The 26774-nt window shown below is 76.5% G+C and carries 24 protein-coding genes; 6 read left to right on the forward strand and 18 right to left on the reverse strand.

What is annotated here, in order from left to right; translation table 11 throughout:
- Positions 1-184 precede the first annotated feature (184 nt).
- The gene (locus SK069_RS04860; RefSeq protein ID WP_319953055.1) at positions 185-823 is read left to right on the forward strand and encodes a DUF1802 family protein; all 639 of its coding nucleotides are present in this window, start codon (positions 185-187) and stop codon (positions 821-823) included.
- Between the two features lie 19 nt (positions 824-842).
- A complete protein-coding gene (locus tag SK069_RS04865; RefSeq protein ID WP_319953056.1) occupies positions 843-1817 on the forward strand; it encodes a DUF1152 domain-containing protein in 975 nt (324 codons plus the stop codon).
- 256 nt (positions 1818-2073) lie between these two features.
- On the opposite strand, the gene SK069_RS04870 is transcribed toward SK069_RS04865, so the two are convergent.
- Genes SK069_RS04870 through SK069_RS04885 form a run of 4 tightly spaced genes read right to left on the reverse strand, consistent with a single transcriptional unit; the run spans position 2074 to position 7512 of the window.
- A complete protein-coding gene (locus SK069_RS04870) occupies positions 2074-3159 on the reverse strand; it encodes a hypothetical protein (RefSeq protein WP_319953057.1) in 1086 nt (361 codons plus the stop codon).
- The gene (locus SK069_RS04875; RefSeq protein WP_319953058.1) at positions 3156-4193 is read right to left on the reverse strand and encodes a hypothetical protein; all 1038 of its coding nucleotides are present in this window, start codon (positions 4191-4193) and stop codon (positions 3156-3158) included. Before SK069_RS04875 ends, SK069_RS04870 begins: the two co-directional genes overlap by 4 nt.
- The gene (locus SK069_RS04880) at positions 4190-6799 is read right to left on the reverse strand and encodes an FtsX-like permease family protein (RefSeq protein WP_319953059.1); all 2610 of its coding nucleotides are present in this window, start codon (positions 6797-6799) and stop codon (positions 4190-4192) included. Before SK069_RS04880 ends, SK069_RS04875 begins: the two co-directional genes overlap by 4 nt.
- On the reverse strand, positions 6796-7512 hold the full coding sequence (locus SK069_RS04885; protein ID WP_319953060.1) for an ABC transporter ATP-binding protein: 717 nt from the start codon (positions 7510-7512) through the stop codon (positions 6796-6798). Before SK069_RS04885 ends, SK069_RS04880 begins: the two co-directional genes overlap by 4 nt.
- Before the next feature lie 169 nt (positions 7513-7681).
- On the opposite strand from SK069_RS04885, the gene SK069_RS04890 reads away from it, so the two are divergent.
- Both SK069_RS04890 and SK069_RS04895 read left to right on the forward strand, forming a co-directional pair.
- Positions 7682-10279, forward strand: coding sequence for an ABC transporter ATP-binding protein/permease (locus SK069_RS04890; protein ID WP_319953061.1), 2598 nt, complete (start codon positions 7682-7684; stop codon positions 10277-10279).
- Positions 10276-12027: an ABC transporter ATP-binding protein gene (locus SK069_RS04895; RefSeq protein ID WP_319953062.1), complete on the forward strand. Its 1752-nt coding sequence runs from the start codon at positions 10276-10278 to the stop codon at positions 12025-12027. Before SK069_RS04890 ends, SK069_RS04895 begins: the two co-directional genes overlap by 4 nt.
- Before the next feature lie 73 nt (positions 12028-12100).
- Here SK069_RS04895 and SK069_RS04900 read toward each other — a convergent pair whose 3' ends face one another.
- From SK069_RS04900 to moeB, 8 genes are all read right to left on the reverse strand, one after another.
- Positions 12101-12517, reverse strand: coding sequence for a M67 family metallopeptidase (locus SK069_RS04900; RefSeq protein ID WP_319953063.1), 417 nt, complete (start codon positions 12515-12517; stop codon positions 12101-12103).
- A gap of 3 nt (positions 12518-12520) precedes the next feature.
- Complete coding sequence (tatA, locus tag SK069_RS04905; protein WP_319953064.1) at positions 12521-12772, reverse strand: twin-arginine translocase TatA/TatE family subunit; 252 nt, start codon at positions 12770-12772, stop codon at positions 12521-12523.
- Positions 12773-12776: 4 nt separating this feature from the next.
- Positions 12777-13751, reverse strand: coding sequence for a PLP-dependent cysteine synthase family protein (locus SK069_RS04910; RefSeq protein WP_319953065.1), 975 nt, complete (start codon positions 13749-13751; stop codon positions 12777-12779).
- 111 nt (positions 13752-13862) lie between these two features.
- Positions 13863-15113, reverse strand: coding sequence for a hypothetical protein (locus tag SK069_RS04915; RefSeq protein ID WP_319953066.1), 1251 nt, complete (start codon positions 15111-15113; stop codon positions 13863-13865).
- Between the two features lie 177 nt (positions 15114-15290).
- A complete protein-coding gene (locus SK069_RS04920; RefSeq protein WP_319953067.1) occupies positions 15291-17441 on the reverse strand; it encodes a RecQ family ATP-dependent DNA helicase in 2151 nt (716 codons plus the stop codon).
- Positions 17442-17535: 94 nt separating this feature from the next.
- Positions 17536-17826 carry a hypothetical protein gene (locus SK069_RS04925; protein WP_319953068.1) on the reverse strand — a complete coding sequence of 97 codons (291 nt, stop codon included), beginning with the start codon at positions 17824-17826 and terminating at the stop codon, positions 17536-17538.
- Between the two features lie 101 nt (positions 17827-17927).
- Entirely contained in the window at positions 17928-18203 is a 276-nt protein-coding gene (locus tag SK069_RS04930) for a ubiquitin-like small modifier protein 1 (RefSeq protein WP_319953069.1), read from the reverse strand.
- 32 nt (positions 18204-18235) lie between these two features.
- The gene (gene moeB / locus SK069_RS04935) at positions 18236-19423 is read right to left on the reverse strand and encodes a molybdopterin-synthase adenylyltransferase MoeB (RefSeq protein WP_319953070.1); all 1188 of its coding nucleotides are present in this window, start codon (positions 19421-19423) and stop codon (positions 18236-18238) included.
- A 161-nt stretch (positions 19424-19584) separates the two neighbouring features.
- On the opposite strand from moeB, the gene SK069_RS04940 reads away from it, so the two are divergent.
- Positions 19585-20232, forward strand: coding sequence for an SCO family protein (locus SK069_RS04940; protein ID WP_319953071.1), 648 nt, complete (start codon positions 19585-19587; stop codon positions 20230-20232).
- 17 nt (positions 20233-20249) lie between these two features.
- Here the strand turns inward: SK069_RS04940 and SK069_RS04945 are convergent, their stop codons facing one another.
- From SK069_RS04945 to SK069_RS04955, 3 genes are all read right to left on the reverse strand, one after another.
- Positions 20250-20498 (reverse strand): hypothetical protein, encoded by a 249-nt coding sequence (locus tag SK069_RS04945; protein ID WP_319953072.1) that lies wholly within the window; start codon positions 20496-20498, stop codon positions 20250-20252.
- A 222-nt stretch (positions 20499-20720) separates the two neighbouring features.
- Entirely contained in the window at positions 20721-20885 is a 165-nt protein-coding gene (locus tag SK069_RS04950; RefSeq protein ID WP_319953073.1) for a hypothetical protein, read from the reverse strand.
- A complete protein-coding gene (locus SK069_RS04955; RefSeq protein WP_319953074.1) occupies positions 20882-22339 on the reverse strand; it encodes a fenitrothion hydrolase in 1458 nt (485 codons plus the stop codon). The genes SK069_RS04950 and SK069_RS04955 overlap by 4 nt, the downstream gene beginning before the upstream one ends.
- Positions 22340-22433: 94 nt before the next feature.
- On the opposite strand from SK069_RS04955, the gene SK069_RS04960 reads away from it, so the two are divergent.
- Positions 22434-23198 carry a redoxin domain-containing protein gene (locus tag SK069_RS04960; RefSeq protein ID WP_319953075.1) on the forward strand — a complete coding sequence of 255 codons (765 nt, stop codon included), beginning with the start codon at positions 22434-22436 and terminating at the stop codon, positions 23196-23198.
- A 71-nt stretch (positions 23199-23269) separates the two neighbouring features.
- Here SK069_RS04960 and SK069_RS04965 read toward each other — a convergent pair whose 3' ends face one another.
- From SK069_RS04965 to SK069_RS04975, 3 genes are all read right to left on the reverse strand, one after another.
- Positions 23270-24478 carry a metallophosphoesterase family protein gene (locus tag SK069_RS04965; RefSeq protein WP_319953076.1) on the reverse strand — a complete coding sequence of 403 codons (1209 nt, stop codon included), beginning with the start codon at positions 24476-24478 and terminating at the stop codon, positions 23270-23272.
- 13 nt (positions 24479-24491) lie between these two features.
- Positions 24492-25466: a 4-hydroxy-3-methylbut-2-enyl diphosphate reductase gene (locus SK069_RS04970; protein WP_319953077.1), complete on the reverse strand. Its 975-nt coding sequence runs from the start codon at positions 25464-25466 to the stop codon at positions 24492-24494.
- A gap of 118 nt (positions 25467-25584) precedes the next feature.
- Positions 25585-26628: a M28 family metallopeptidase gene (locus tag SK069_RS04975; protein ID WP_319953078.1), complete on the reverse strand. Its 1044-nt coding sequence runs from the start codon at positions 26626-26628 to the stop codon at positions 25585-25587.
- Positions 26629-26774 lie beyond the last annotated feature (146 nt).

Here is a 26774-nt window from a genome sequence, read left to right on the forward strand (position 1 = left end):
GCCGGCGTACGCCGTCGAGACAGCACGTCAGCGCGCCGGGAACGTGCTGTGCGTCACCGATCTGCCTCCTAGCCCTTGGATTTTGCCGCGTTCTCTGCAACGATGATTTCTCGTTGCTGAGGCGATCTCCGCTTTGTGCGGCTGCGCCCAGGGACGTCCATCGCCAACAAGCCCGGTTCCCGCCATGCCGATTGCCTTCAAGGAATGGGCGGTCACGGTCCGTGCCCTCGCCGAGGGTGAGCAGCTCCTCACCCTGCGCAAGGGCGGCATCCGCGAAGAGCACAAGCACTTCCGGCTCGACCACGATCGCTTCTTCCTCTACCCCACCTTCGATCACCAGCGCAACGACGTCATCCGCGAGTCGCACCGGCCCGAGCTGCGCCGTGCCCTCGAGGAGGGCGTGTGGCCGGACGGCGACCCGCCGCCCGCCGCGCTGACGCAGGACGGCGGCATCCCGCAGCCGGAGCGCGTCCGCATCCGCGCCTGGGCCGAGGCCGTCGCGCACTACACCGTGACGGACGCCCGCGTCGTCGAGGCGCTCTCCCCGTACTACGTGTGGACGAGCGACTACGCCGAGAAGCGGCTCAACTGGAAGCACCGCCACCCGCTGCACGTCGTGCTGCTGCGCGCCTACCGGATCCCGCGTCCGGTCACGGTCCGCGTCCGCGACGACTTCGGCGGATGCCGGTCGTGGCTGGAGATCCAGCGCGACCTGCCGTTCGAGGGCACGCCCGTGCTCTCCGACGACGAGTTCACCCGCGCGACGGCCCAGATCGAGGCGATCCTCGACGCCGCCGCCGATCGCGTCCCCGTCCTGGCGTGACGCCCGCCGCGACCCGCCGATGAGCTCGGTGGGTCGCGCGGTTCCGGGCGGCGCCGCGGGCGCCGCCTCGCAGGTCCTCCCGACCGCCACCCGCGTCCTGGCGGTCGGCATCGGCGGAGGCGGCGACGTCGTCGGTGCCCTGGCCGCCGCGCAGCTGCTCGGCCGTCCGTTCGTCCTGGGCGGCCTGACCTGGGAGCGCCTGCCCTTCGACCCGGTCCCCGGGCCGCGGCGCACCGACGAGCTGCGCGACGCGGAGGTCCTGCACCCCGCCGCCGCCCTCGCCGGCCCCGACACCCGGACCCCGGGCGACGTCCCGTTCGGCGAGTCCCGCGCCGCCGCGCAGCTCGGCGCGCCGGTCGTCCTCATCGACCCGAACCCGGGGCCCGCGGTGACCGCGGAGGGCCTCGCGGCCGCGGCCGCGCGGACCGGCTGCGACGGCGTGCTCCTCGTCGACGTCGGGGGCGACGTGCTCGCCCACGGCGACGAGGCCGGACTCGGCAGCCCGCTGGCCGACGCCGTCCTGCTCGCCGCGGGCGCCCACCTCGACGCGCGCGGCGGTCTCCCGGTCGCCCTCGCCGTGGTCGGCGCGGGGTGCGACGGCGAGCTGACCCCCGACGAGGTCGCCGCGCGCGTCGCCGAGGCCGAGGCCCACGGCGGCCTGCTCGCCCGTGCGCCGCTCGATCCCGCCGGGCTGGACGCGCTGGAGCGCCTGATCGAGGCCGTGCCGACCGAGGCGAGCGCGCTCGCCGTCGCGTGCGCGCGCGGCGCGCGGGGTCCGGTGGCGATCCGCGACGGCCGCCGGACGGTCGAGCGCACGGCGCTCGGGGGCGAGGCGGTCTTCCTCACCGTCGCGGGTGCGATCGCCGGCCCGTCGCGGCTCGCCGCGCTCGTGCGGGACGCCGGGTCGCTGGAGGCCGCCGAGGAGCGCCTGGCGGACCGGGGGATCGTCTCCGAGCTCGCGTGGGAGCGAGCGCAGGTCGCCGGCTCCGCCTAAGGGCCTATCCCGGTAGGGCCCGCGGTCCGCGGCGGCCGCCGACCGGCGGATCTCGCCCCCGAGTCCCGTCGGTCAGGCCACCAGCCTGATCTCGGAACCCGGGAACGACCTCCATGGTCGGCGACCACCACGACTCCACGCGCCCTACCGGGATAGGCCCTAAGGGAGCGCCCGCCCGGACCCGTCCTGCCGGCCCTCGTCCGCGACGAGCGCCACCGCCGCTGCGCCGCGCCCGTGGGACGCCGTGGCGCGAGCGCTACCGGTCCTCGCGGTCCAGCAGCAATCGCAGGCGGTAGCGGGCCGTCGCCCCCCAGGCGATGAGCAGCAGGACGCCGGTGACGCCGATGATCCACAGCCACGTCGCCGGGAGCCGGATGCCGTCCGCGTCCTCCCGCGCCGCCGGCACCGCTGCGATCGCCGCCGGCGTCGCGCCCGACCCGCCCGCCGCGCCGCCGCTCGCCGCCGTGCCGCCGCCGGCCGTGGCGGCCCCGTCGCCGCGCGCGTCCGCCGTCGTCCCGTCCGTGGTCCCACCGCCCCCGCCGAAGGGGTCCTCGGCCGCCGACGCGCTCGTCCCGTCCGCGGTGGTCGTGGTCGTCCCCCGCTCGCGCCCGCCGCCGGACCCGCTCGCCGGACGGGTCGTCGTCGGCGCCCGGCCCCCGCCGCCCGAGGAGGGCGCGGCGGGTGGCGTCGCGGTACCGGGCACGACGATCGGCACGGTGCCGACGACGTTCGGCTCGCCGGCGGGCAGGAAGCACGCGTAGGTGAAGGTGTACGAGGCCACCCCGTGCGCGGTGGCGGCGGCGGTGAACGCGACGGTCGCCGGCGAGCGCCCGACGGAGTTGCGCGTGAACCCGTTGCCGGGCAGGCGGACCGTCACCGCGCCGCGGGCGTCCTCCGGGATGCGCAGCGTCGGGAAGGTCAGGGGGCCCGTCGGGACGATCGGGACGCGCGCCTCCTGACGACCGGTCGACCAGCGGTCGGCCGGGTGCAGGAACGAGCGGTCCCCGACGGTGATCGACGCGTTCAGCGTGTTCGAGACCGCCTCGATCTGCCGGACCGCGAACAGCGACGAGGTCACGCCCTCGTTGTAGGAGTCCGAGACCCGCAGGTCGACCGACCCCCGCAGCGAGAGCGTCTCGCCCGGCGCGACCGACGGCGGCAGGCTCAGCGTGAACGCCAGGCCGATCGGCTCCGTCCGGGTCTGGCTGCCGTTGCTCGCCACGCACTGGTACGTCTGCTGCGCACGCCGGGCGACGGCCTGGGCGTGCGCGGTGGCCGGGGCGACCGCCGTCGTCGCGGCGGCGAGCGCCACGAGGGTCGCGGGGATGCGGATCTGGTTCACGGTCGGTCCTCCAGCTCGTGCTGCGCGCGGCGCAGGCGTCGATGGGCGCCCACGGCACCGCCGGCCGCGCCGACGAGCAGCCCCGCGAGGAGCACCCCGAGCACCCAGGCCGGCACGACGACGTCGCCGTCGTCCGGCCGCGTCGCGGGCGGCACCGGGGCCCAGGCCCCGGCGTTGCGCGCGTCCTCGACCGCGGCGACGGGCGGCGCAGCCGATGCGGTGGGCGACGTCGCGTCGGTGCTCGGCGCGTCCCCGGCCGGCGCGGCGGCGGCCGGACGGGACGGGGCCGGCGGGACGGGCGTGGCCACGCGCGCCGCGGTGCGGGTCCTCGGACGGGGCGCCGGCGCGGCGGCGGTCGTGGTCGCCGGGGGCGGTGCGGGCGTCGTCGCGGGTCCCGCCGCGGGGGGACCGACGGCGATCCGGGCGACGACCGACTCGCGGACGCCGCCGCTGCGGCACGACAGGGGCGTGTCGCCGACGAGACCGCCCTCGAACCGCAGCGCGCCGGCGAGCGCCGCGTCCTCGCCGCGCCCGTCCCGGGGCAGGCCGATCTCGAGGTCCCCGGTGGCGTCGCTCGGGACGACGATCGGCGGCAGGCGCAGGTCGGCGCGCACCGCGAGCGCGCGGTCGAGCCCCGGAGAGGCGGTCGGCGCGGAGCGCACGTCGGGCACCGTCACGAGGCGCTCGACCGGCCCGCCCGCGGTGGCGATCCGCAGCGGCAGCGCGATGGTCGGCGCGGCGAAGCGCACCGAGCGCGACAGGCCCACGAGGCCGACGAGACCGGGCGCCCGCGACTCGAGCGTCAGCCGCATCGAGCCGCTCGCCTCGAGGGTCCCGCCACGGGCGACGCCGGCCGGCGCGCTCAGGCGCACCGCGAGCTCCGCGTCGCTCGCGGCCAGGCCGCCGAGCGTCGTGCACGAGTACTGCCCGACGCGGTTCCACTCCACGGGCGCGTCGGCCGCCGCGGCGCCCGGCGCCACGCCGGCGGCCACGAGCGCCGCGAGCGCGGCGCGGACGGCGGTCCGGCGCATCATCCCTCCGCCAGGGCGCGGGCCGGCGCGACGTGCGCGGCCCGTTCGAGGGGCAGGAGCGCGGCCGCGCGCGCCACGAGCAGGACCACGGCGACGAGCCCGGCGATCGGTAGCACCGGCCAGACGTGGACGGCGGGGATCCCGAGCGCGTGCGCCAGCCGATCCACGAGCACGGTGGCGAGCGCCCCGCCGAGCAGCACCCCCGCCCCGGTGCCGACCGCGAGGACGACGAGCACCCGACGCAGCAGGAGCCTCCGCAGCCGCTCGCGATCCAGGCCGATCGCGCGGAGCGTGGCGTGGTCGCGCCGGCGCTCGGCGACCGAGAGGGCGAAGGTCGCCGCGGCGCCGATCGTCGCGACGAGGATCGCGAGCGCGAGCAGCGCGGTCGCGGCGGTCCGGGCGGTCTGGATCGCATGGGTCACCCGCGCGTCGGCGAGCGCCGGCCCGTCGAGCGGCAACGGTCCCCCGAGCACCGACAGGCCGACGATCTCGTCGAGCGCCCGCGTCCGGCCGGCCCCGTCGTCGAGGCGGATCCACGTGGTGTGCACGGCGGTCCGGCGGGCGACGCGCTCCAGCACGTCGGGGCGCACGAGGCTCGTCAGCGGCAGGTCGCGGACGTACCGCACGCGCAGGTCGCGGACCGTGCCCGACGGACCGCGCAGGGCGACGCGCGCGCCCTCCGGGAAGGGCGGGAAGTCCGAGCGGGGCAGGGCGACCTCGCCGGCGCCGACGCCGCGGGCGGTCGCCGCGCTCGCCGGCAGCACCGCGCGCAGCGCGCGGTCGCTCACCGCCGCGACGCCGCCCGCGACCCGGGTCCGCCGCGCCGCCCCCTGACCGACCACCGTGGCCTGGGGACTGGAGCGCACCGCCACGACCGCGGCGACGCCACGGACGTCGCGCAGGCTCCGGCGCAGCTGCGGGGCGATGACGTCGCTCCCGGAGGGCACGCCGAGCGTCAGGTCGGGCTGGCCGGTGCGCGCGAGGCGGGCGGAGGCGGTCTCGGCGACCGACGCGGAGCCGATCCACGTCGCGCTCACGAGCGCCACCGCGGCCACGACGGCGACGGCCTCCGCCGCCGCGCGGCCCGGACCGTGGCCGATCTCGCGCGCGACCAGATGGCCCAGGACGCCGCGGGCGCCGCGCCGCCGTGCGCGCCGTCCGAGGCCTCCGGCGACGAGCTGCATCGCCCCGCCGACGGCGAGGAACGTCCCGGGGACGAGCAGCGCCGCCGCCAGCACCAGCCCGGCCCATCCCTCGACCAGCACGGCCGCCGCGGTGCCGAGCACGAGCAGGATCGGGCCCGCGGCGCGCGCGACCCGGGCGCTGCGTCCCGCTCCCGGCGCCTCGCGCAGCGCCTCGGCCGGCCGGATCCGTGCCACCCAGAGCGCCGGGACCGCGGCCGCGAGCACCGCGAGGAGCACCGCCCCGCCGACGGCGCCCGCGAGCGCCTCCGGCGCCACGGTGAACGAGCCGCCCTCGATCGCCGGGAGGCCCGGGATCGCGCCGGCCGCGGGCAAGGCGAGCCGCGCGAGCAGCACGCCGACCCCCGTCCCGACCACGGCCGCCGCGAGCGCGACGCCGACGACCTCGAGCACGACGAGGCCCACCGCGAGGCCCCGGGGAGCCCCGAGCGCGCGCAGCAGCGCCAGCGTCCGCCGCCGCGAGGCGAGCGCCACCGTGGCGGTCGTCCCGAGCACGAGCGCCGCGACGAGCAGGCCCATCGCCGCGAACGCCGTGCCGACCGCGCCGAGCGCGACGACGCGGTCGGCGTTCGCGCCCAGCGACGCCTCGCGCAGCGCGGACGCCGTCTCCGGCCAGGCGACGGGCGCTCGCGCGTTCACCGCCTCCACGAGCCGCTGCGGCGTCGTTCCAGGTGCGGCACGCAGCAGCGCGGTCGTCGGCCCGGTCGTGCGAGCGAGCGCCTGGGCGGCCCCCGGGGTCACGACGCCGTAGGGCGCCCCGCCGAACCGCAGCGAGCCGCGCAGGTCGAGGACTCCGACGACGGTGAAGCGCGCGCGACCCACCCCCGGCCGCCCGATCGCGAGCTGGTCGCCGAGGCGGATCCGCAGCGCGTCGAGGGTCCCGGGGCTCACGGCGATCTCCGCCGGGGCCGCCGGCGAGCGTCCCGCCTCGAGCTGCTGCCAGACGAACGACGGCTCGTCGGCGAGGCTCTCGACGGTGATCCCGCGCACCCGGTCGCCGACCTGCGCGGCGGCGACGGCCTGGGTCAGCGTCCCGACGCGCTCGACCCCGGGCAGGCGCCGCAGGTCGGCGACCTGCGTCTCGCCGAGACCCGTGCCCGGGGCCCCGAGGCTCGCCGGCGAGGCGCCGGCGTCGCCCGCCTGCGCGTTCGTCCGCAGCACGACGTCCGCGCCGCGACGTCCCGGGCCGGCCGCCGGTCCGCCGAGCTCGACGCCCGCGCCGGCGCGGATCGCGCTGCGGGCGCTGTCGCCGACGACGAGCGCCGCGACGAGCAGCGCCGCGCCGAGCCCGACCGCGAGGCCCGTCGCGAGCACGCGCCCGCGGTGGGCGCGCAGCTCGGCCCGCCACAGGCGCAGGAGGGCCCGGAAGGGGGCGCCGCGGCGCCGGCGCAGCCCGGCGACCGTCACGGCGTGGCGCTCGGAAGCGGCATCGTGGGGTCCTCGACCGCCGGGGCGTCGGCCGACGCGATCCGTCCCCGGTCCATCCGCAGGACGTGGTCGGCCCAGCCCGCCACCCGCGGGTCGTGGGTCACGACGACGAGGGCGTGTCCGTGGTCGGTGGCCAGCGACCGGAAGAGGCGCAGGAGCGACTGCGCGGTGTCGCCGTCCAGCGCGCCCGTCGGCTCGTCGGCGAAGACGACGTCGGGCTCGGCGACGACGGCACGAGCGACCGCGACGCGCTGCTGCTGGCCCCCGGACAGCTGGGCCGGCAGATGGTCGAGCCGGTCGGCGATCCCGAGCTGCTCGGCGACCTGCTCGAGCCGGCCGGGCGCGAGCTCGTGCCCGTCGATCTGCACGGGCAGCGCGATGTTCTCCCGCGCGGTGAGGCTCGGAACGAGGTTGAACGACTGGAAGACGAAGCCGATCCGCCGCCGTCGCAGCGCGGCGAGCCGGCGGTCCCGCAGCCGCGTGATCTCGACGTCCCCGATCCAGACCCGCCCGCGGTCGGGGCGGTCGAGCGCGGCGAGCAGCTGCAGCAGCGTCGACTTGCCCGATCCGGACGGCCCGGTGATCGCCGTGATCGCCCCGGCGGTCGCCACGAGGGACACGTCGTCGACGGCGACGACGGGCGCGCCACCGCGCGGTGAGCGGAAGCTCCGGGTGAGGTGCTCGGCCCGCACGGGTGCCGCGCCCGAGGGCGCGGGACCGGGTCCTGGTCGGGATGTTCGGGTCACCTTACGAAACAGTGTACCGCCGGTATGATCGCCGCGGAATCGAGCAGATGCCCGCCGCCCGGCGGGCGCGACGAGAGGCGGGGACCGAGTGGCGCGCGGGTGGAGCGGGGCGTTGATGTCGATGTCGGGCGCCGGCGAGTGGGAGCTCGAGGTCCTCTCCGTCACCGACGTGACGCCGCACTTCCGGCGGATCGCGTTCCACGCGCCGGGCTTCTACGACGGGGCCGTGCCGGTCGAGTTCTCGGCCGCGTCGTGGATCCGGCTCTGGGTCCCCGACGAGGCCGACCCCGGACGCGAGCACCAGCGGGCGTACACCGTCGTGGAGAGCGACCCGGAGGCCGAGCGGCTCACGCTGGAGTTCGTGCTGCACGAGCCGGCCGGCCCCGCATCCACGTGGGCACGCCGCGCGACCGTGGGGTCGCGCATCGTCGCCACGCGCTTCGGCCTCCAGGAGTTCAGCCCGCCCGACCCGCCCGCGGCCGGCTACCTCCTCGTCGGCGACGCGTCCGGGATCCCGGGCATCAACGGCATCCTCGAGGCGCTGCCGAAGGACGTGCCGGTCGACGTCTACCTCGAGCACGCCCACGCCGACGACCGCGAGATCCCGATCGCCGCCCACCCCCGGCGTCGTCTGACCTGGGTGCCGCGGACCGGCGAGGCGGCGGCGCTCGCCGACGCGCTCGCCGAGCGCGACTACGACGGATGGTTCGCCTGGGTGACCTGCGAGCGGGGCGCGGTCCGCGCCGTGCGCGAGCGCCTGAAGCAGTGGGGCTTCCCGCGCGGGTCCGTGAAGTCGCAGGCGTATTGGGCCGTGGGCAAGGGGGCCCGCCGCGGGGCCGAAGCGCCGGCGGGGCCCCCGCCCGCGGCGGCCCCGATGACGATCGAGCCCGACGCGGGCGCCGACATCGCCGCGCCCGCGGGCTCGATGGCGGTGGACAAGCGCGCGTCCGGATGGGCGGCGACGGCCGGCCGGCGGCTCCTCGCGCCGATCCGCCCGCTGCTGCTCCTCGCCGGCGTCGCGCAGGCGCTCGTCACGCTGCTGCAGATCGCGCCGTACGTCGTGCTGGCCGAGGTCTGCCGGCGGGTGCTGGCCGGGGAGACCGGCGACCTCGGAGGCCTCGCCTGGACCGCCGCCGCGCTCATGGCCGCCGGGAGCCTGCTGTCGATCGCGCTCGTCGCGGCGCTGCACCTGCTCGACGCGGAGCTCGGCGACCGGATCCGCCGCCGGCTCGTCGGGCACCTCGGGCGGCTGCCGCTGGGGTGGTTCGACGACCGCAGCTCCGGGATCGTCCGCAAGGTCGTCCAGGACGACGCCGCCCAGCTGCACTACCTCGTCACGCACGCGGTGCTCGACGCCGTGGCGGCGGTCGTCGCCCCGGTCGCCGTGCTCGCGTACCTCTTCGTCGTGCACCCCGGTCTCGCCGGGGTGCTCCTCGTGCCGCTCCTGCTCCTCTACGTGCTGATCCTGCGGGTGCTCGCGGTGGCCGGCGACGGGCGCCCCGTCTTCGAGCGGTTCCGCGAGCGCGTCGGGGCGGAGGCGGTCGCGCTGACCGACGGCGCCGCGGTCGTGCGGATCTACGACGTCGGTCCCGACAGCCGGTTCCGGCGGCTGCTCGCCGACCGCATGCGGTTCTTCGACCAGTGGCAGGGACCGCTCACGGAGCCGAAGGCGCGCCAGGACCTCGTGACCCGGCCGACGACGTCGATGCTCCTCATCGCGGGCGTCGGCGGGGCCTTCGTCATCGCCGGCTGGATGGCGCCGCACGAGCTCGTCGTCTTCCTCTTCGTCGGCGTGACGTTCGGGAGCCAGCTGCTGGCGATCTCGTACGGCATCGTCGCGCTCTACGAGAGCCAGAAGGCCGCCGGCCGGATCGGCCTGCTGCTCGAGGAGCGAGAGCTCCCGGTCCCCGACGGCGCCGACGCCGCACCCACGTCGTCCGCGCCGGCCCCTCGGGGCCGCGTCCGGTTCGAGGGGGTGACGTTCGGGTACCGCGCGGACCGCCCGATCGTGCGCGACCTCGACCTGGCGCTCGAGCCCGGCACGCTGACCGCGATCGTCGGCTCCAGCGGCGCGGGCAAGTCCACCCTCGCCTCGTTGCTGGCGCGCTTCTACGACGTCGACGCCGGCCGGATCACGATCGACGGCGACGACCTCCGGTCGCTCGCGCCCGCCGAGCTGCACCGCCGCGTCGGCTTCGTCCTGCAGGGCGGCGCACCGGTCCGGGCGAGCCTCCGCGACAACATCGCCCTCGCGCGGCCCGAGGCGACGGCAGCGGAGATCGAGCGTGCGGCGCGCTCCGCCCAGATCCATGAGCGGATCGTCCGCGACCCCCGCGGCTACGACGCGGTGCTCGGCGAGGAGACCTGGCTCTCGGGCGGCGAGCTGCAGCGGCTCGCCGTCGCGCGCACGCTGCTCGCCGACCCACCGGTGCTCGTGCTGGACGAGGCGACCGCGTTCGCGGATCCCGAGTCCGAGCACCTCGTGCAGCAGGCGATCACCGCGCTCGCGGCGGAGCGCACCGTGCTGGCCATCGCCCACCGGCTCCCGACGATCGTCCACGCCGATCGGATCGTCGTGCTCGAGCGGGGCTCGATCGCCGAGCAGGGCACCCACGCCGAGCTCCTGGGCGCGCGCGGCCGCTACCACGCGATGTGGGAGGCATGGTCCGCGAGCCACGTCCCCGCCCGTCTGGACGCGAGGACGCCGGCATGATCGGGACGTTGCTGGGCTTCGTCGACGACCGCGCGCTGCTCGCCCGGTTCCGGCTGCTGCTGGCCGCGAGCGCGGTCGTCCGCGCCGCGACCGTCCTGACGCTCTTCCCGCTGCTTCGGGAGCTGCTCTCCGACGATCCCGCCGGCGCGTGGCCGTGGATCGCCCTGCTCGCGCTCCTCGTCCCCGTGAGCTGGGTGGTCGACGTCCGGTACGCGCGGGCGAGCTTCGCGATCGGCTTCACGCTCCTGCGCGTGGTCGAGCAGCGCGTCCTGCAGCGCTTCGAGCGGCTCGCCATCCCCGACGTCTCGCCGTCGGTGGCGTCGGCCACCCAGCGGGCGCTGACCGCCTCGGGCCAGGAGCTCTGCGGCGCGTTCGCGTACGTCATCGCCCCGTTGCTGGCGAGCCTCGTGGCGACCCTCCTCATCGGTCTGGGCCTCGCGGTCGTCTCGGCGTGGCTCGGGCTCGCCGCGCTCGCGAGCCTCGTCGCCCTGGGGCTCGCGATGATGGCCTCGGGCGCCCTGCTGCGCCAAGCCGAGGCGTCCTACGACGCCGCGTCGATCGAGGTCGGCGAGCGGATCGTCGAGTTCGCGCAGGCCCAGCGCGTGCTTCGCGCGTCGGGCCGGCCGGTCGACGCGGACGCCCCGCTCGGCCGCGCCCTCGCCGCCCAGCGGCGGGCCAGCCTGCGCCTCCTGCGCCTGGCGCTGCCCGGCACGCTGCTCTTCGCGCTCGCGGGGCAGGCCGCCCTGGCCGGGCTCACGGTCGTCGCGGTGGCCCTGTCGCGCGACGGGACGCTCAGCGGCGCCGAGGTCGTCGCGCTCGTCGTCGTCGCCGTCCGCTTCCTCGAGCCGTTCTTCACCGCCGCCGGGCTCAGCGCGACGCTCGAGGTCACCCGCGGCTCCCTCCAGCGGATCGGCCGCCTGCTCGCCACGCCCCCGCTCCCCGAGCCCGTCTCCGACGTCGTCCCGGACCCCGTCCCGGGGGCGCCGACGCTCGAGCTGCGCGGCGTCGACTTCGCCTATCCGGGTGGCCCGCCGGTGCTGCGGGGCGTCGACCTCGTCGCCGAGCGCGGGCGGACGGTCGCCGTCGTCGGTCCCTCGGGGTCGGGCAAGAGCACGCTCCTGGCGGTCGCGGCCCGGCTCGCGGACCCGAGCGCCGGCACCGTGCTGCACGACGGGATCCCGGCGCGCGAGCTGCCGCTCGGCGCGCTGAGCGCCCGGATCGGAGCCGTCCTCCAGGACGTCTACCTGCTCGACCTCCCCCTGCTGGAGAACATCCGCCTCGCGCGTCCCGACGCCGGTGACGACGAGGTCCGCGCGGCCGGCTCCGCCGCCCAGCTCGACGACGTCGTCGCGCGGCTGCCGGACGGCTGGCGCACCCGCGTCGGCGAGGCCGGCGCGCTCCTGTCGGGCGGCGAGCGCCAGCGGGTGAGCATCGCCCGCGCGCTCCTGAAGCGGGCGCCGCTGCTCCTGCTCGACGAGGCGACGTCCGCCGTCGACGCGCTGACCGAGCGCGCGCTCGTCGCGGCGCTGCAGGCCGGCGCCGCGGAGCGCGCCACCATCGTCGTCGCCCACCGCCTGGGAACGATCGCCGACGCGGACGAGATCCTCTTCGTCGACGGGGGCGCGGTGGTCGAGCGCGGCACCCACGCCGAGCTGCTGGCGGCGGGTGGGCGCTTCGCCGCCTATTGGCGCCGGCGCGAGGCCGCCGCGGGCTGGACGCTGACGGGCGAGGCCGTCACGGCGGGCTGAGCGCGCGGCGAGTCCCGACGGGCCGTGGCGCGCCGCTCGCCCTCGAGCGCCCCGGTGCCTGCCGCGGGGCCGGTCAGGCGACGGTCTCGACGGGGACCTCGGTGACGGTCGCGCCGTCGATGAGGTAGCTGCGCACCTCGGCCTGCTCCGCGGAGGCGGCGCCCTTCGTGCCGATGATGAGCCACTCCACGCCGGGCCACCCCGCCGCGAAGTTCACGTCGGTCTGCGACGGGTAGGGCGCCGAGACGGTGTGCGAGTGGTAGATCACGCCGAGCTCGTCGCCGGCGTCCTCGATCTCGTCGAGGAGCCGCGCGAGCTTCGGGCCGTCGACCTCGAAGCCGAGCTTCTTCGGTCCCCGGCGGACGTTCTCCAGCTCGTGGACGGCGACGGCCTCGCCGTTGCGCAGCGCCAGGACGCCGCAGCACTCGTCGGGGGCGTCGCGCAGGGCGTGGTCGACGACCTGCGCGAGCAGGTCGGCGGGGATCCGCACCCGTCAGGACCGCTCGTCGGCGGACGACGCGGGCGCCGACTCGCCGGCGGGGCGGGGCGGCGGCGCGGACGCCGTCTCGGCGACGCGCCGCTGCGGCTCGTCCTCGGCGAACGGGTCCGCCGCGGACACGCCGTCCTTGAACTCGCGCAGGCCTCGGCCCAGGGACTTGCCGACCTCGGGGAGGCGCTTCGGTCCGAGGACGAGCAGCGCCACGACGAGGATGATCAGGAGCTCGGGGACGCCGATCGGGCCCATACGCTCACCACCAGACGGTCGAATCGAGGTTCTCGATCTCCTCGATCGGCTTCGTGTAGATGCCGGAGGAGAGGTACTTCCAGCCGTCGTCGCAGACGATGAAGACGATGTTGCCCTCGTCCATCTCGTTCGCGATGCGGACGGCGACGCGGGCGATCGCGCCGGAGCTGACGCCGACGAAGAGGCCTTCCTCGTCGAGGAGCTTGCGCGTCCAGAGGATCGCGTCCTCGTTCGTGACGAAGATCTTCCGATCGAGCAGCGACAGGTCGATGATCGGCGGGATGAAGCCGTCGTCGAGCGAGCGCAGGCCCTGGACCGGCTCGCCCTGCATCGGCTCCGCCGCGACGATCTTCACGCGGTCGCCGAGCTCCTCCTTGAACCGGCGGCCGTTGCCCATGAGGGTCCCGCCGGTGCCGAGGCCGGCGACGAACGCGTCGACCTGGCCGTCGAGCTCCTCGAGGATCTCCAGCGCCGTGCCGTTGTAGTGCGCGCCCGGGTTCGCCGGGTTGCCGTACTGGTAGGGCATGACGTACGTCGGGTCCTCGCGGGCCATCTGCTCCGCGAGGGCGACGGCGCCGTTGGAGCCCTGGTCGCCCGGCGAGTACACGATCTCCGCCCCGTACATCCGGAGGAGGTCGGTGCGCTCCTTCGTGACGTTGTCGGGCATGACGACCTTCAGCCGGTAGCCCTTGCGCTTGGCGATCATCGCCAGCGCGATCCCGGTGTTGCCCGACGTCGGCTCGAGGATGATCGAGTCCGGGCCGATCGTGCCGCGGGCCTCGGCGTCCTCGATCAGCGCCTTCGCGACGCGGTCCTTCACCGAGCCCGTCGGGTTGGCGGACTCGAGCTTCGCCCAGATCCGGACGCCGGGCTTCGGCGAGATGCGCTTGAGCTCGACGAGCGGCGTGTTGCCGATCGACTGGACGATGTCGCCGTAGCGGCCCGCGCAGGGGCGGTTCTCGAGCGGAGGGAGCGCCATGACTTCAGGAAGTGTAGCTACGCGGTGGCGCGGGCCCGCCGGCCTCGACGCACGGGCGGGAACGGGGCGCGCCGCCGCTCGGCGGTCCCCGTCGCCGCGCTGGGGCCGGGGCTACTTCGGGCCGACGTACTGGAGGAAGAGCGCGCCGCCGCTGCAGCTGAAGGCGAGGTAGTTGTAGCGGGTGCTCACCGACACGTCGGTGACCGTGCCCTGGCCCTCGGGGCACTGCCCCTGGGGGATGCTGTAGCCGCCGCGGCGGCGCGTCTCGTCGATGAGCTCCACCTCGAGGCAGGCGTGCACTCCGTTGCCGAAGGCGATCGCGCTGCCGCCCGCGTTCGACGCCGGCGCCGCCTGCGTGTTGCCGAAGCGCTTGACCCGGATCTTCGCCTTCGCGGTCTCGGCCCGGTACGCGCCGCCGGCGCGGGTGAACGTGATCGAGCGGACGAGGCCTCGCCGGCGGCCGGTGGACATGTCGCCACCGTCGGTCTGCGGGTGGTGGCCCTCGGTGATCCGCCGGCGTCCCCCCGCCCGGCGGATGGTCCAGACGACGCCGTCGCGCTCGTAGGCGGCCTGTGCCCCGTTGAAGGTCGTCGACGGGGACGAGATCCCGCCGCCGGTGAGCAGCCGCCGGACCTTCCCGGCGTGCCAGAGGAAGAGCCCGAGATCGGTCGAGACGTAGACGTACTTCGAGTCGCCCGAGACGGCCACGCCGGTCGCCGCCCCGGGGGCGGCGATCCGGGCGATCCCCCCGCCGCCGACCTTGCGGATGAAGGCCCCGGTGCCCCCGGGGTTGCCGTCGGCGGTGAGGTTCGTCGCGGTCGAGAGGAACGCCAGCAGGCGCGCGCCCCGCGCCTGGTCGCGACCACCGCTCCAGCCCGAGATCGAGGCGCCCCACGAGTCGCCGTCGGCGGCCACCCCGCCGGGTGCGACCGACACGAGGTCCGAGCGGCCGAGCGTCCAGTGGTTCGCGTTCTTCGAGACCCGCCCGGTCCGGACCGCGACGAAGACGTTCCGGCGCCCCGGGGTCACCGGGACGGCGATGTCGGTGGCCGTCGAGGTGTAGGCGACGTAGCGGTTCGCGCGGCTGTCGCGCGAGAACGCCGGCTCGCTGGCCACGCCGTTGGGGACGCCGCCGTCGGGCCGCCGCGCGAGCAGCTGCTGCTTGGCGGTGTAGCTCTTCGGGCCGGTCCAGCCCCGCGCGCACGTCCCGCCCGAGAGCCGCGGCTGCGCCTGGGCCTCGGGACCGCCGCTCGCCGCGGCGCTGCCGGCCGAGAGGCCGACGGCCCCGGTCGCGACCGCCGCAGCGGTGGTGGCGACCGCGGAGAGCAGTCGTCGTCGTGGGGTGGCGGGGGTCGTGCGCACGTGGATCCTGGGGGCCGGGGCGCGACCGCCGCCGGAGCGGTGGTCGCGGTCGTCGCTCAGCGCATCGGTCGGGGCGAGCCGCACCTGAACCGGACGAACGTCCAGCCGGCGCGAGGGACGCCCCGTCCTGCCGACCCGCGCTCGGTCGCGGCGACCGAGCGCGGGTCGGGCGGCGGCTCAGCTCGTGGACAGGACGACGGGGAAGACCGCGTCGGCACCGCGCCGGCGCAGCTGGCCCCCCACCATCGCCAGCGTCCATCCGCTCTGCCGCACGTCGTCGACGAGCAGGGCGCGGCCCGGCGGCACCGTCCCCTCGACGGCGAACGCCCCGCGGACGTTCGCCGCCTGCTGGGCGGCGCCGTGCTGCGCCGCCTGCGGCGGACGGTCCTCGCGACGGACGACCACCGGCGCCCAGGGCAGCTCGAGCCGCGCGGCCAGGCGCTCGCCGAGGTCCTGGACGACGTCCGGCTCGCCGCGCCGGGAGGGCACCGCGGCGACCCACTGCACCGGGACGCGCCAGTCGCGGACGAGCGCGGCCAGCGCGTCGACCGTCTCGTCCGAGACCCGGCCGGCGCCGAGCTCGCGCCGCGCCTGATCGTCCCAGCCCGCGTCGCCGCGGCGGGCGAGCGCCCGCCCCGGCTCCACCCGCACGTCCTGCGGGATCTTGCGCAGCGCGCCGCTGGTCGCGTCCGGCGCCATCCGCTTCGGGTCGAAGTCGACGGGCCGGGAGCGGAGGTGCTGCTGCGCCTCGCGCACGAGCGCGACGTGGGCGTCGCCCTCCAGCGGCTGGTGCCGGGGACCGGCGCAGACCGCGCAGCGCCCGCAGTCCTGCGGATCGGGATCGTCGAGCTGCTCCTGGAGCGTGCGCATGAGGCAGCGCCCGTCGCTGCCGAACGCCGCCATCGCGCGCTGCTCCTCGCGCCGGAGCTCGGTGACGTGCGCGTAGCGGTCCGCGTCGTAGCGCCAGTCGCTCTCGGGGACGGCGATCCAGCGGCCGCCGGCGCGCCGCACGGCGCCCTCGACGTCGAGGATCTTCAGCATCGCCTCGAGCCGCGTGAGGCCGAGGTTCACGCGCGACTGCAGCTCGCGGCTCGTGAGGCCCGCCTCCCCCGCCTCGTCGAGCGCGGCGCGCACCTCGGCCACGCGCTCGGCCGTGGGGAACGCCTGGCTGATGAAGAAGTCCTGGATCCGGCGGTCCTCGCGACCGCGCAGAAGGACGACCTCCGCGTGGTCCACGCCGCGGCCGGCGCGACCGACCTGCTGGTAGTAGGCCACGACCGATCCGGGGGCCTGGTAGTGGACGATGAACCCGAGGTCCGGCTTGTCGTAGCCCATGCCCAGGGCGCTCGTGGCCACCACGACCTTCACCTCGTCGCGGCGCAGGCGCTCCTCCAGCGCGATCCGCGCCTCGCTGTCCTGCTGACCGGTGTAGGCCGCCGCCGCGATGCCGTGCTCGGCGAGGAACCCGGCGACCTGCTCGGCGTCGGACACGGTCAGCGCGTAGACGATCCCCGACCCGGGCAACGGCGCCTCCCCCGTCGCCGGATCCGCGCGGAGGTGCTCGACGAGCCACGCCAGGCGCTCGGCCGGATGCGCGAGCTCGACGACCTCCAGCCGCAGCGACCGGCGGGCGAGCGAGCCGCGGTACGTGCGCAGCACCGGTGCCGCCTCGTCCGGTCCCGCGCCCGCTCGCGGGGCGGTGAGCTGCTCCGTGACGTCGGCGACCACGCGATCGTTCGCGGTGGCGGTCGTGCCGAGGACGGCCGCCTGCTGCGGCAGCCCGGCGAGGACGTCCCCGATCCGGCGGTAGTCGGGCCGGAAGTCGTGGCCCCAGTCCGAGACGCAGTGCGCCTCGTCGATCACGAGCAGGCCGGTCCGCCCGGCGACCACGGGCAGCAGGCGCTCCCGGAAGCGGTCGGCGTTCAGCCGCTCCGGGCCGATGAGGAGCAGGTCGACGGCGTCCTGCTCGATGAGGCCCTCGATCGTCGCCCACTCGGCCTGGTTCGTCGAGTTCACCGTGTGGGCCCGCAGGCCCATCGCCTCGGCGGCCTGGAGCTGGTTGCGCATGAGCGCCAGCAGCGGCGAGACGATGAGCGTCGGGCCGGCGCCGCGGGCGCGCAGGAGCGCCGTGGCGACGAAGTACACGGCGCTCTTCCCCCACCCGGTGCGCTGGACGCAGAGCACCCGCGCGCGGTCCTCGACGAGGTCGCGGATCGCGTCGAGCTGGTGCTCGCGGAAGGTCGCCCGCGGATCGCCCGTCAGCGCCCGCAGGCGGGCGAGCGCCTCGTCCTCGAGCGCCGGGGCCGTCTCGGTCATCGTGGTCGACATCCCGACCGATGGTGCCCGATCGCGGGCCGCGCGTGACCGTCGCACCGCACCGGTTCGGTGCCGATCCGGTGTCGCGGGCGCGTCGGCGCGCGCCTCAGGCGGGCGGCGCGTCGAGCACTCGCGCGACGAGCCCGCGGTAGAGCAGCGCGATCGCGTCCCCGAAGAGCTCGGCCGGGAACCCGTCGGGATCGGCGGCGTGCTTCTGCGCGAGGCCCGCGGACAGCGCGAGGATCGTGGCCGCCATGCCGTCGGCGGCCGCCGCGACGGAGGCCGGCGCGCCGAGCCGCTCCGCGCGGACCGCGAGCGCGCGGGCCAGCGCGCTTCGCAGGCGGACCTCCCGCTCGGCCGCGCGGGCGCCGAGCGCCCCCGGGCCGCTGGCTCGCACGTACGCGCGACACCGCCCCCGACCGGCGGCGGAACCGGTCGCTGCGGCCGACCGCCCGGCGACGTCCGGCCGCCGAGCGACCGGACCCGCGGGCGAGGGCGCTAGCGGCCGCCGGCCATCGCCGGCAGGATGACGAGCTCGTCGCGCTCGCCGACGCCCGTGTCGAGGCCGTCGAGCACGCGGACGTCCTCGTCGTTGAGGTAGACGTTGACGAACCGGTTCAGGTCGCCGTCGGCGCCGAAGAGCTGCGCCTGCAGCTCCCCGTGCGCGGACACGAGGGCGTCGAGCACCTCGCGGACCGTCGCGCCGTCGGCGGACACCTGACGCTCGCCGCCGACGGCGGGGCGGAGCACCGGGGGGATGCGGATCGTGGCCATGGGTTCCTGATCGTAGACGGGTCGGCCGCGGCTCAGCCGGCGGCGGCGCAGAAGGCCTCGTAGTCCGGGAACACGCCCATCTCCTCGTCGGAGATCGACGCGGGGTCCCGCGAGCAGACGGGGCACTCCGGATCGCGGCGGACCTTCACCTCGCGCATCTCGGCCGCGAGGGCGTCGTACATCAGGAGGCGGCCGCGCAGCGAGTCGCCCTGCTCGATGATGAGCTTGATGACCTCGGTGGCCTGGAGCAGGCCCGCGGTGCCCGGCAGGACGCCGAGGACGCCGTTGGCGCCGCACGACGGCGCCAGCTCGGCGGGGGGCGGCGTCGGGAAGAGGCAGCGATAGCACGGGCCGTCGTGCGCGGTGTCGAACACCGACAGCTGCGCCTCGAAGCCGAGGATCGCCGCGCTCACGACGGGCTTGCCGAGGCGGACCGCGGCATCGTTGATGAGGTAGCGCGTCGGGAAGTTGTCCGTGCCGTCGACGATCACGTCGTACTGGCGGAAGAGCTCCAGCACCGTGTCGGCCTCGAGCCGCTGCTGGTGCTGGACGACCGTGACCTCGGGGTTCAGGTCGTTGATCCGCTGCGCGGCCGACTCGACCTTCGGCACGCCGATGGTCGCCGTGCCGTGGACGACCTGGCGCTGGAGGTTCGAGAGGTCGACGACGTCGTCGTCGACGATCCCGAGGGTGCCGACGCCGGCGGCGGCGAGGTACAGCGCGTTCGGCGAGCCGAGCGCGCCGGCGCCGATCAGCAGGACCTTCGAGTCGATGAGCTTCAGCTGCCCGTCGATGCCGACCTCGTTGATGAGGATGTGGCGGCTGTAGCGCTCGCGCTGCTCGGCGGTGAGGCTGCGCGGGACGTCGACCTCGTAGCCGCGGTCCTTCCACAGCGTGTAGCCGCCGGTCATCGACTCGACGCGCTCGTAGCCGAGATCCTCCTTCAGCGTGCGCGCGGCGAGCGCCGACCGGTTGCCCGAGGCGCAGTAGAGGACGACGCGCTTGGCGCGGTCGCCGACGGCCCCGTCGATCCGCGACTCGAGGAAGCCGCGCGGGACGTGGACGGCGCCCGGCAGCTTGCCCGCGGCGACCTCGTCGCTCTCGCGGACGTCGATGATCGCGACGTCCGGGTCCCAGAGGACCTCGTGGACCTGCGTGGGGTCGACCTCGTCGACCGCGCTCTTGACCTGGCGGACGAACTCCGCACCGGAGGGGGTCATGCCATCACCTGAAGATCCATCGGAATAGACGCTTTACAAAATGTAGCAATGGGTGCGCGCAGGCTCCTCGGAGATCCCCGGCGCCGATCCGCTCACGACGGACCCGGCGACCGGGCGCGGGACGGGCGGCGACCTCGATCCTGCCGTACTCTCGCTCCTCGGTGCATCCCCGCGTTCTCTTCGGTCTCGTCGTCACCTGCCTGATCGCCCTCGGCGTGACCGCGGTCCTCGCCCTGGCGCGACCCGCCGCGGATCGGCAGGAGCTCGCGGACGGCGTCATCAGCGCGAGCTCGCCCTTCGCCGGCGCGTCCCGCGGCGGCCACCCCTCCCCGGCCTTCCGCCTCCCGGACCAGCGTGGTCGCGCCACGACGCTCGCGCAGCTGCGCGGGCGGCCGGTGATCCTGACGTTCCTCTACAGCACCTGCGAGGACACCTGCCCGGTGATGGCGCGCCAGATCGCCGGCGCGCTGGACCGCCTCGACGAGCCGGTGCCGTCGATCGCCATCAGCGTCGATCCCGAGGGCGACACGCCCAGCTCGGCGCAGCGGTTCCTCAACAAGATGCGCCTCGGGGACCGGATGCGGTTCCTGCTCGGCTCGCGCGAGGAGCTGCACCCCGTCTGGCGCGCGTACGGCATCCGCCCGCAGGGCGACGGGTTCGAGCACAACGCCTACGTCGTGCTGCTCGACGCGCAGGGCCGCCAGCAGGTGGCGTTCCCGGCGGACAAGCTCACCGACGACGACCTGCTGCACGACGTGCGGGTGCTCCAGGCGCGAGCGTCGTCGAACGCGGCGACCACCGGCCGCTGACCCGCCGGCGGCCGCGGTCAGGCGAGCTGGGCGCCGATCACGGCGACGGCGGCGTCCTCGCGATCGCGAGCCGCGACGTACACCGCCCACCGCTCGTCGCTCGGCTGCCGGGACCAGGCCGTCCAGGCGTCGCGGACGTCGTCGCGCGCCGCCATCCAGGCCGCGCGAAGGACGTCGTCCTCGTCCGTCCGTCGCACGACGATCTCGTGCGTGTCGGCGACCGAGTCGAGGAGCACGTGGAGCTCGGGGGTGTCGCAGGTGCGCATGGGGCTGGGCTGGTTCGCGGGCGCCGGACCTCGGCGCGCTCACCCCGGTGAACCCCGGAGTCGGCGGGAGGTTGCGCGACCTGTGCGCAACGCCACCGAGCGCTCGTCGGACCGTCGTGTCGTGAAGGCTATCGGCGCCTCGGACACTTCCCGGGAGCCCCGCTGGACAAACGGCCGAGCGGGGTCGAACGCCCGCGCCGGAGCGCCGTCGACGCGCGCCGATCAGGAGCGCGAGGTGCCGTCGAGCAGCTCGTCGCCGTCGTCCTCGAGCGCGTCCTCGTCCGGCATGCGCCGGCCGGCGTACCAGAGGCCGCCGGCGACGAACAGGACGGGCGCCAGGTACAGGAGGACGTGGTACCAGTGGCCGGCGTGCGCGAGGGGCGTCACGACAGCAACCATAGCCCGAGCGACGTGAACGCCACCATCACGGCGAGCATCCAGTACTGGGAGCGCACGGCCGCGCGCGGTCCGCGGAACGTCCGCAGGGCCAGGTCGTGCGCGGCGACGAGGCCGGCGACGTGGCCGCCGACGAGCGCGGCGACCTGCAGGTACCAGGTCGCCTCGGGGGAGATGATCCCGTAGTCGACGCCCCAGCCGGCCGTGCCGAAGAGGTTCGAGCCGTCGCCCCGCGGGTCCGACAGCAGGAACCCGAGCGCCTGCCCCTGGATGAGCAGCAGCGACACGTAGTGCGCGACGGCGTAGCCGATGGCGATCGGGGCGAGCGTCGGGGCGAAGCGCCCGAGCAGGTCGACGTCGCGCAGCCGCTCGCGGTCGACGCTGCGCACGCCCGCGACCCCGAGGCGCACGAAGAGCGTCACGAGCCCGACGGCGAGGAGGATCCCGACGGTCGCCGCGGCGGTCGCGGCGCTCGAGGCGCCGAGCCCGAGGTCGCCGAAGAGGTCCTCCAGCGTCGTGCCGAGGGCCCCGTCGGAGGACCAGAGCTCGCCGTTGGAGATGCCGTCGAAGGTCGTCGTGCCGATGAGCGTCAGCACGACGGCCGCGAGGCCCGGGCTCGGCTCGATCGTCGCCAGGCCGCTGCCCGGGACGCGCAGGCGCACCCGGCCGCGCTCCCAGTGCACCGGGGCGAGGGTCGCCGCGAGGGCGAAGTAGCGCCCGAAGCCGTCGGCCCGGTCCAGGAACGTCGTCCCGTAGAGCCCGCAGCCCACGAGCATCGCCGCGCCGTAGAGCAGCGCCAGCACGCCGAGCAGCTGGGGGTCGTCGCGGTTGCCCGCCGCGAGCTCGAGCCACGCGAAGACGAGCAGCACCGCGGCGGCCGGCCACGCGCCGACCCGCTCCGGGTAGCGCAGCGGCGCGGGCAGGGCGTCGGGGCCGCCGGCCCGCCGGGCGATCCAGCCCCCGGCGTCGGCGATCGCCCGCCACGGGCTCAGGGCGCGCCAGACGTCGCCGACGACGAGCGACAGCACCGGGAGGCCGACCCAGAAGCCGACGTAGACCATCGTCGGCGCGAGGTTCGACTGCGGGTTGTCGATCCCGCTGAGCCCGGCCCAGATCGTGAGCCCGTACAGGCCGACGCCGATCGCGCCGAGCGCGACGCGCCCGGCCGCCTGCGCGCCGACGGGCACTCGCAGGACCCGGCCCTCGGCGAGCACGGCGAGCCGCGGGCGGTGCCACAGCACCGTCAGGCCGACGAAGGAGACGACGAGGACGATCGCCGCCGCCCACGCGAACAGCCACTCCGGGATCGGGAGCTCCCGGCCGCCGGCGAGGCCGTGGGCGTCGGCCGCGGCCGGGACCGCGAGCGTCGACGCGCCGACGGCGAGGAGGGCCACGACCGGCGGGACGAGCCGCGATCGACGCGCGGACGGTGACCGGCGCAGCATCGCCCGGATGGTAGGCGCGCCCACCCGCCCGGCGTCGCGCGGTGCGACGGCCGCGCCGCACCGGGTCTTCGGCGGCGGTACCGTGGCTCGCCCGATGCGCGCGCCCGAGCGAGCGATCCCCGCCCCGCCGTTCCCCCGCCCCGCGCGGTGGGTGAACGTCGCGATGCTGCGCTTCGACCAGCAGCGCGGACGTCCCGTCCTCGTCGAGTTCTGGGACTTCTGCCGGCCGGCGTCGATCCGCGACCTCGCGCACCTGCAGGCCTGGCACGACCGCTACGCCGAGCACGGCCTGCGGGTCGTCGGCGTCCACACGCCGGCCACGGACCTCTCGCGGGGCCGCGAGGCCGTCGAGGCCGCCTGCGCGCGCCTCGGCGTGACGTTCCCGGTCCTCGTCGACGACGACGCGGCGTACTTCAAGGAGTACGAGGCGCCGGGCTGGCCGTCGCGCTACCTCTTCGACGGCGAGAGCTGGCTCGTGGACTACCAGCACGGCGAGGGCGGGTTCCGCGAGACCGAGCTGGCGATCCTCGAGCTCCTCGGACGCGACGAGGAGCCCCTGGCCCCGCTGCGCCCGGTCGACGACGACGACGCCCTGATCGTCATGCCGACGCCCGACCAGCCGGGCGCCTGGTCCGGCGAGTACGTCGGTGGCGAGGTCTGGGCCGTCGTCGAGCCGCCCGAGGGCGAGCCCGGCGCCGTGATCGTCAACGGCGAGACCGTCGTCGTCGACGCACCCGGGGCGCACCTCCTGCTGGCGCACCCCCACGCGGTCCGCGGCACGCTCGAGCTCGAGGCCGCGCCCGGCACCACGGTGCACGAGGTGAGCTTCGCGCCCGGCCTCGCGCCGCCCGCCGCCTGACGCGCGATCCGCGGGTCGCCTCGCCGGCGCGGCCCAGCCGAGCACCGGCCGTCCGGGCTGCGCGGGGCTCCTCAGCCCGCCGGGGCGTGCGCCGGCCGCTCGTCCTGGCCCGCCCACGGGTCGTCCAGCGCGTCGAGCAGGCCCAGCAGCTCGGGACGTCCATCGGCGTCGATCCGCACGGCCCGTCCGGGCCAGTAGGGCGATCCGGGGCCCTCGCCGCTCAGCGGCACGCCGTTGTGGACCCAGCAGCCGCTGTTCCACAGCCGGCCGCCGTGCTCGGTCCGCCACTCCCAGGCGGCGTCGCCCGCCAGGGGCCCGGCGCGGTGCAGGTGCCCGACGACGACGTGGTCCGCGCGCACCCCGAGCGCATCGATCATCCGCGCCATCCCGCGCAGCCCGCCGATCCGCAGCGTGTCCGGATCGATCCGGTGCTCGAGGTCGCCGAGGCCGGCCCGCGCGAGCGCGCGGACGGTGGCGGGCACCGCGACGCGCAGGGCTCGAGCGCGGGCGCCCCGCCCGTGGTTCAGCGTCTCCCACACGCCGCTGGAGGTCCGCTGCGACGCGCTCGCCGTCGCGGTCCGCGCGTACTCTGCCATCCCGTCGAGCCACCCGTAGCCCGGCGCGAGCAGCCGCTCGAACTCCTCCGGCGTCCGCGCCTCGCCCGGCGGGACCCCCTGCGCCCGGGCGACCACCGCGGCGACGAGCCGCTCGACGGTCGGCATCCGCCAGACGACGTCCTGGTAGTGCCCGTGGGTGACGTAAACGCCGCCCCGGCTGTCCGTCGGCGGCGCGACCCACACCCCGGGATAGGCGCAGCGGACGCGCGGTCCGCCCCCGTCCCGACCGGCCCGGAGCGCGTCGGCGACCGCGCCGGCGAGCGGCGAGACCTCGTGCGGCTCGGCGAGCGTCGCGATCGGCAGCGGCGTTCCCGCGAGGCGCCGCGCGTGGAGCCAGGGCCGGAGGAGCCGGTGGTCGTGGTTGCCGGCCAGGACGACGATCTCGCCGTCCGGGCGCAGGGCGGCGCCGAGCGCGCCGAGCGCGTCGCGCGCCCGGTCGAGGATCAGCGGCGCGGGGCCGTGGCGCAGCTCGAGCAGGTCGCCGGCGAGGACGAGGCGGTCGACGCCGCCGATCGCCGCGACGAGGCGCTCGCGCGCCGCTCCCGGACGGCGCAGGACGTCGTCGCCGCGCGCCGCGCCGAGGTGCAGGTCGGACAGGACGAGCGTCGCGCGGCCGGGCTCGAGGACCCCCTCGGGCGTCGCCGCCGCGTCGGCCGGGCGCAAGCGCGTCGGCGGGTCAGGCGCCGACGGTCTCGGCGCGGGCGACGCGGATCGCCTTGGGCAGCATGAACCGGACGTCCTCGCGGACCACCTCGAGCTCCCGCACGTCGGTCGTCCCGCGGACGCGGAAGAGGTCGACGAGCTCCTCGACGAGCTCGTCCGGCGCCGAGGCGCCGGAGGTGATGCCGATCGTCCGCCGCCCGACGAGCCACTCCTCCTGGACCTCGCGGGCGTTGTCGATGAGGTAGGAGTCGGTGCCGAGCTCCCGCGTGACGTCGACGAGCCGCAGGGAGTTGGACGAGTTGCGCGAGCCGATGACGAGCACGAGGTCGCACTGGGCGGCGAGCTGCTTCACCGCCATCTGGCGGTTCGTCGTCGCGTAGCAGATGTCGTCCTTGCGCGGGCCCGTGATGTGCGGGAAGCGCTCGCGCAGCCGGTCGATGATCTCGCGCGTCTCGTCGACGGAGAGCGTGGTCTGGGAGATGTAGGCGAGCTTCTCGACGCCGGGGTCGATCTCGAGCCGGTCGACGTCGGCCACGGTCTCCACGAGCGTGATGTGGTCGGGGGCCTCGCCCATCGTGCCCTCGACCTCCTCGTGCCCGGCGTGCCCGATGAGGATCATCCGGTAGCCCTCCTCCGCGAACTTCACCGCCTCGCGGTGGACCTTCGTCACGAGGGGACAGGTCGCGTCGATCGTCCGCAGGCCCCGCTGCTCGGCGTCGGCGTGGACGGCCGGGCTGACGCCGTGGGCGCTGAAGATCGTGATCGCGCCCTCCGGGATCTCCTCCGTCAGCTCGTCCACGAAGATCGCGCCGCGGGCGCGCAGCGTCTCGACCACGTGCTTGTTGTGGACGATCTCCTTGCGGACGTAGACCGGGGGCCCGTAGAGCTCGAGCGCCTGCTCGACGGTCTGCACCGCGCGGTCGACGCCGGCGCAGTAGCCCCGCGGCTTCGCCAGCAGGACGGTCTCCGGGGTGGCGAGCGTGCTCACACGTCCATGGTACGGACTGCCGCCCGGCGGGGCGAGCCAATCTCCGACTCACGAGGTCGGCGTTCCGTCGAGTCCCGGCGCCGGCGTCCCGGACGCCCGGGCGCCCCGCGGCGCCCCGCTAGCGCCGGCGCTCGGCGATCAGCCAGTCGACCATCGTCTCGCCGGTGGCGTCGATCGCCCGCTCCGAGAGCCGGCGCAGGCGGTCGTCGAGGCCCTGCTTGTAGGGGTAGGACCAGTCGATGAGGTCGACCGCCGGGACGCCGCGCCGCAGGAACGGGACGTGGTCGTCGATGATCGTCGGCCCGGTCGCGTCGGGGAACGCCCGCGCGACGCCGACGCGGGCGGCGGCGGCGCGCACCCGGCGCCAGAGCGCCGGGTCGGACTGGCCCTCGCGCGGCAGGCGCAGGCCGCGCCCGGCCACGTAGTCGACGACGGCCACGGCGCCGAGCTGCCCGGCGTGGGCCGCGGCGTAGGCCGTCGATCCGCGCAGCCCGTCCTGCTCGAACCGCGCCTCGGAGCCGCCCGGCGGCAGCTCCTCGCCGTCCAGGAGGACGAAGCGGACCTCGCGCCGGGACGGCGCCGGCTCGCCGTCGCGGGCCGCGCGGCGGCGCTCCCGCCGGTCGGCGGCCAGGAGCGCGCGCGCCGCCTCCACGACGACCGCGGTGCCGGCCGCCGAGTCGTTGGCCCCGACGAACCCCCGGGGCGCGAGCTGCGTGTCGTAGTGGGCGGCGAGGACGATCGCGGGTCGCCCGCGCCCGCTGCCGCGGGCCGGCATCCGGCCGACGACGTTGCGGAGGCCGGGGTGCCCGGCCACGGGCTCGGTGCGCCCGAGCGGCAGCCGCCGGACGAGGCGGGCGCGGACCCGGGCCAGGCGCTCCGAGCCGCTCGGGCGCTGCCCCTCGGCGACCTGGTCGCGGACGAGCCGCAGCGCCGCCGCGGCGTCGAAGCGCCGGGTCCGCGCCTCGGGCACCGCCGGGTCCGGTCGACGGGCGGCGGCGGCCTCGCGCTCGAGAACCGCCGCCGTGGGCGGGACGGGCAGGGCGTCGTCTCCCCCGCCCCCGGCCATCGCGATCGCCGCGACCGCGCCGAGCAGCGCCAGGAGGCCCGCGACCACCGTCGCGAGCCGCAGGCGCGACGGGACGCGACGCGACGGGACCGCCATGCCGACCACGGTAGACCGTGCGCCCCGCCGGCGCGACCGGCCCGCGCACGCGCGACGGGCGCACGGCCCTCGCGGGACGGCGCGGGCCGGGGTACGCTTGCGGCGCCCCGGCGGGACGCCCCCGCCCCCGCCGGCGGCGTCCGGTG

It is taken from the genome of Patulibacter brassicae (assembly GCF_033949425.1).
Classification (GTDB): Bacteria; Actinomycetota; Thermoleophilia; order Solirubrobacterales; family Solirubrobacteraceae; genus Patulibacter; species Patulibacter brassicae.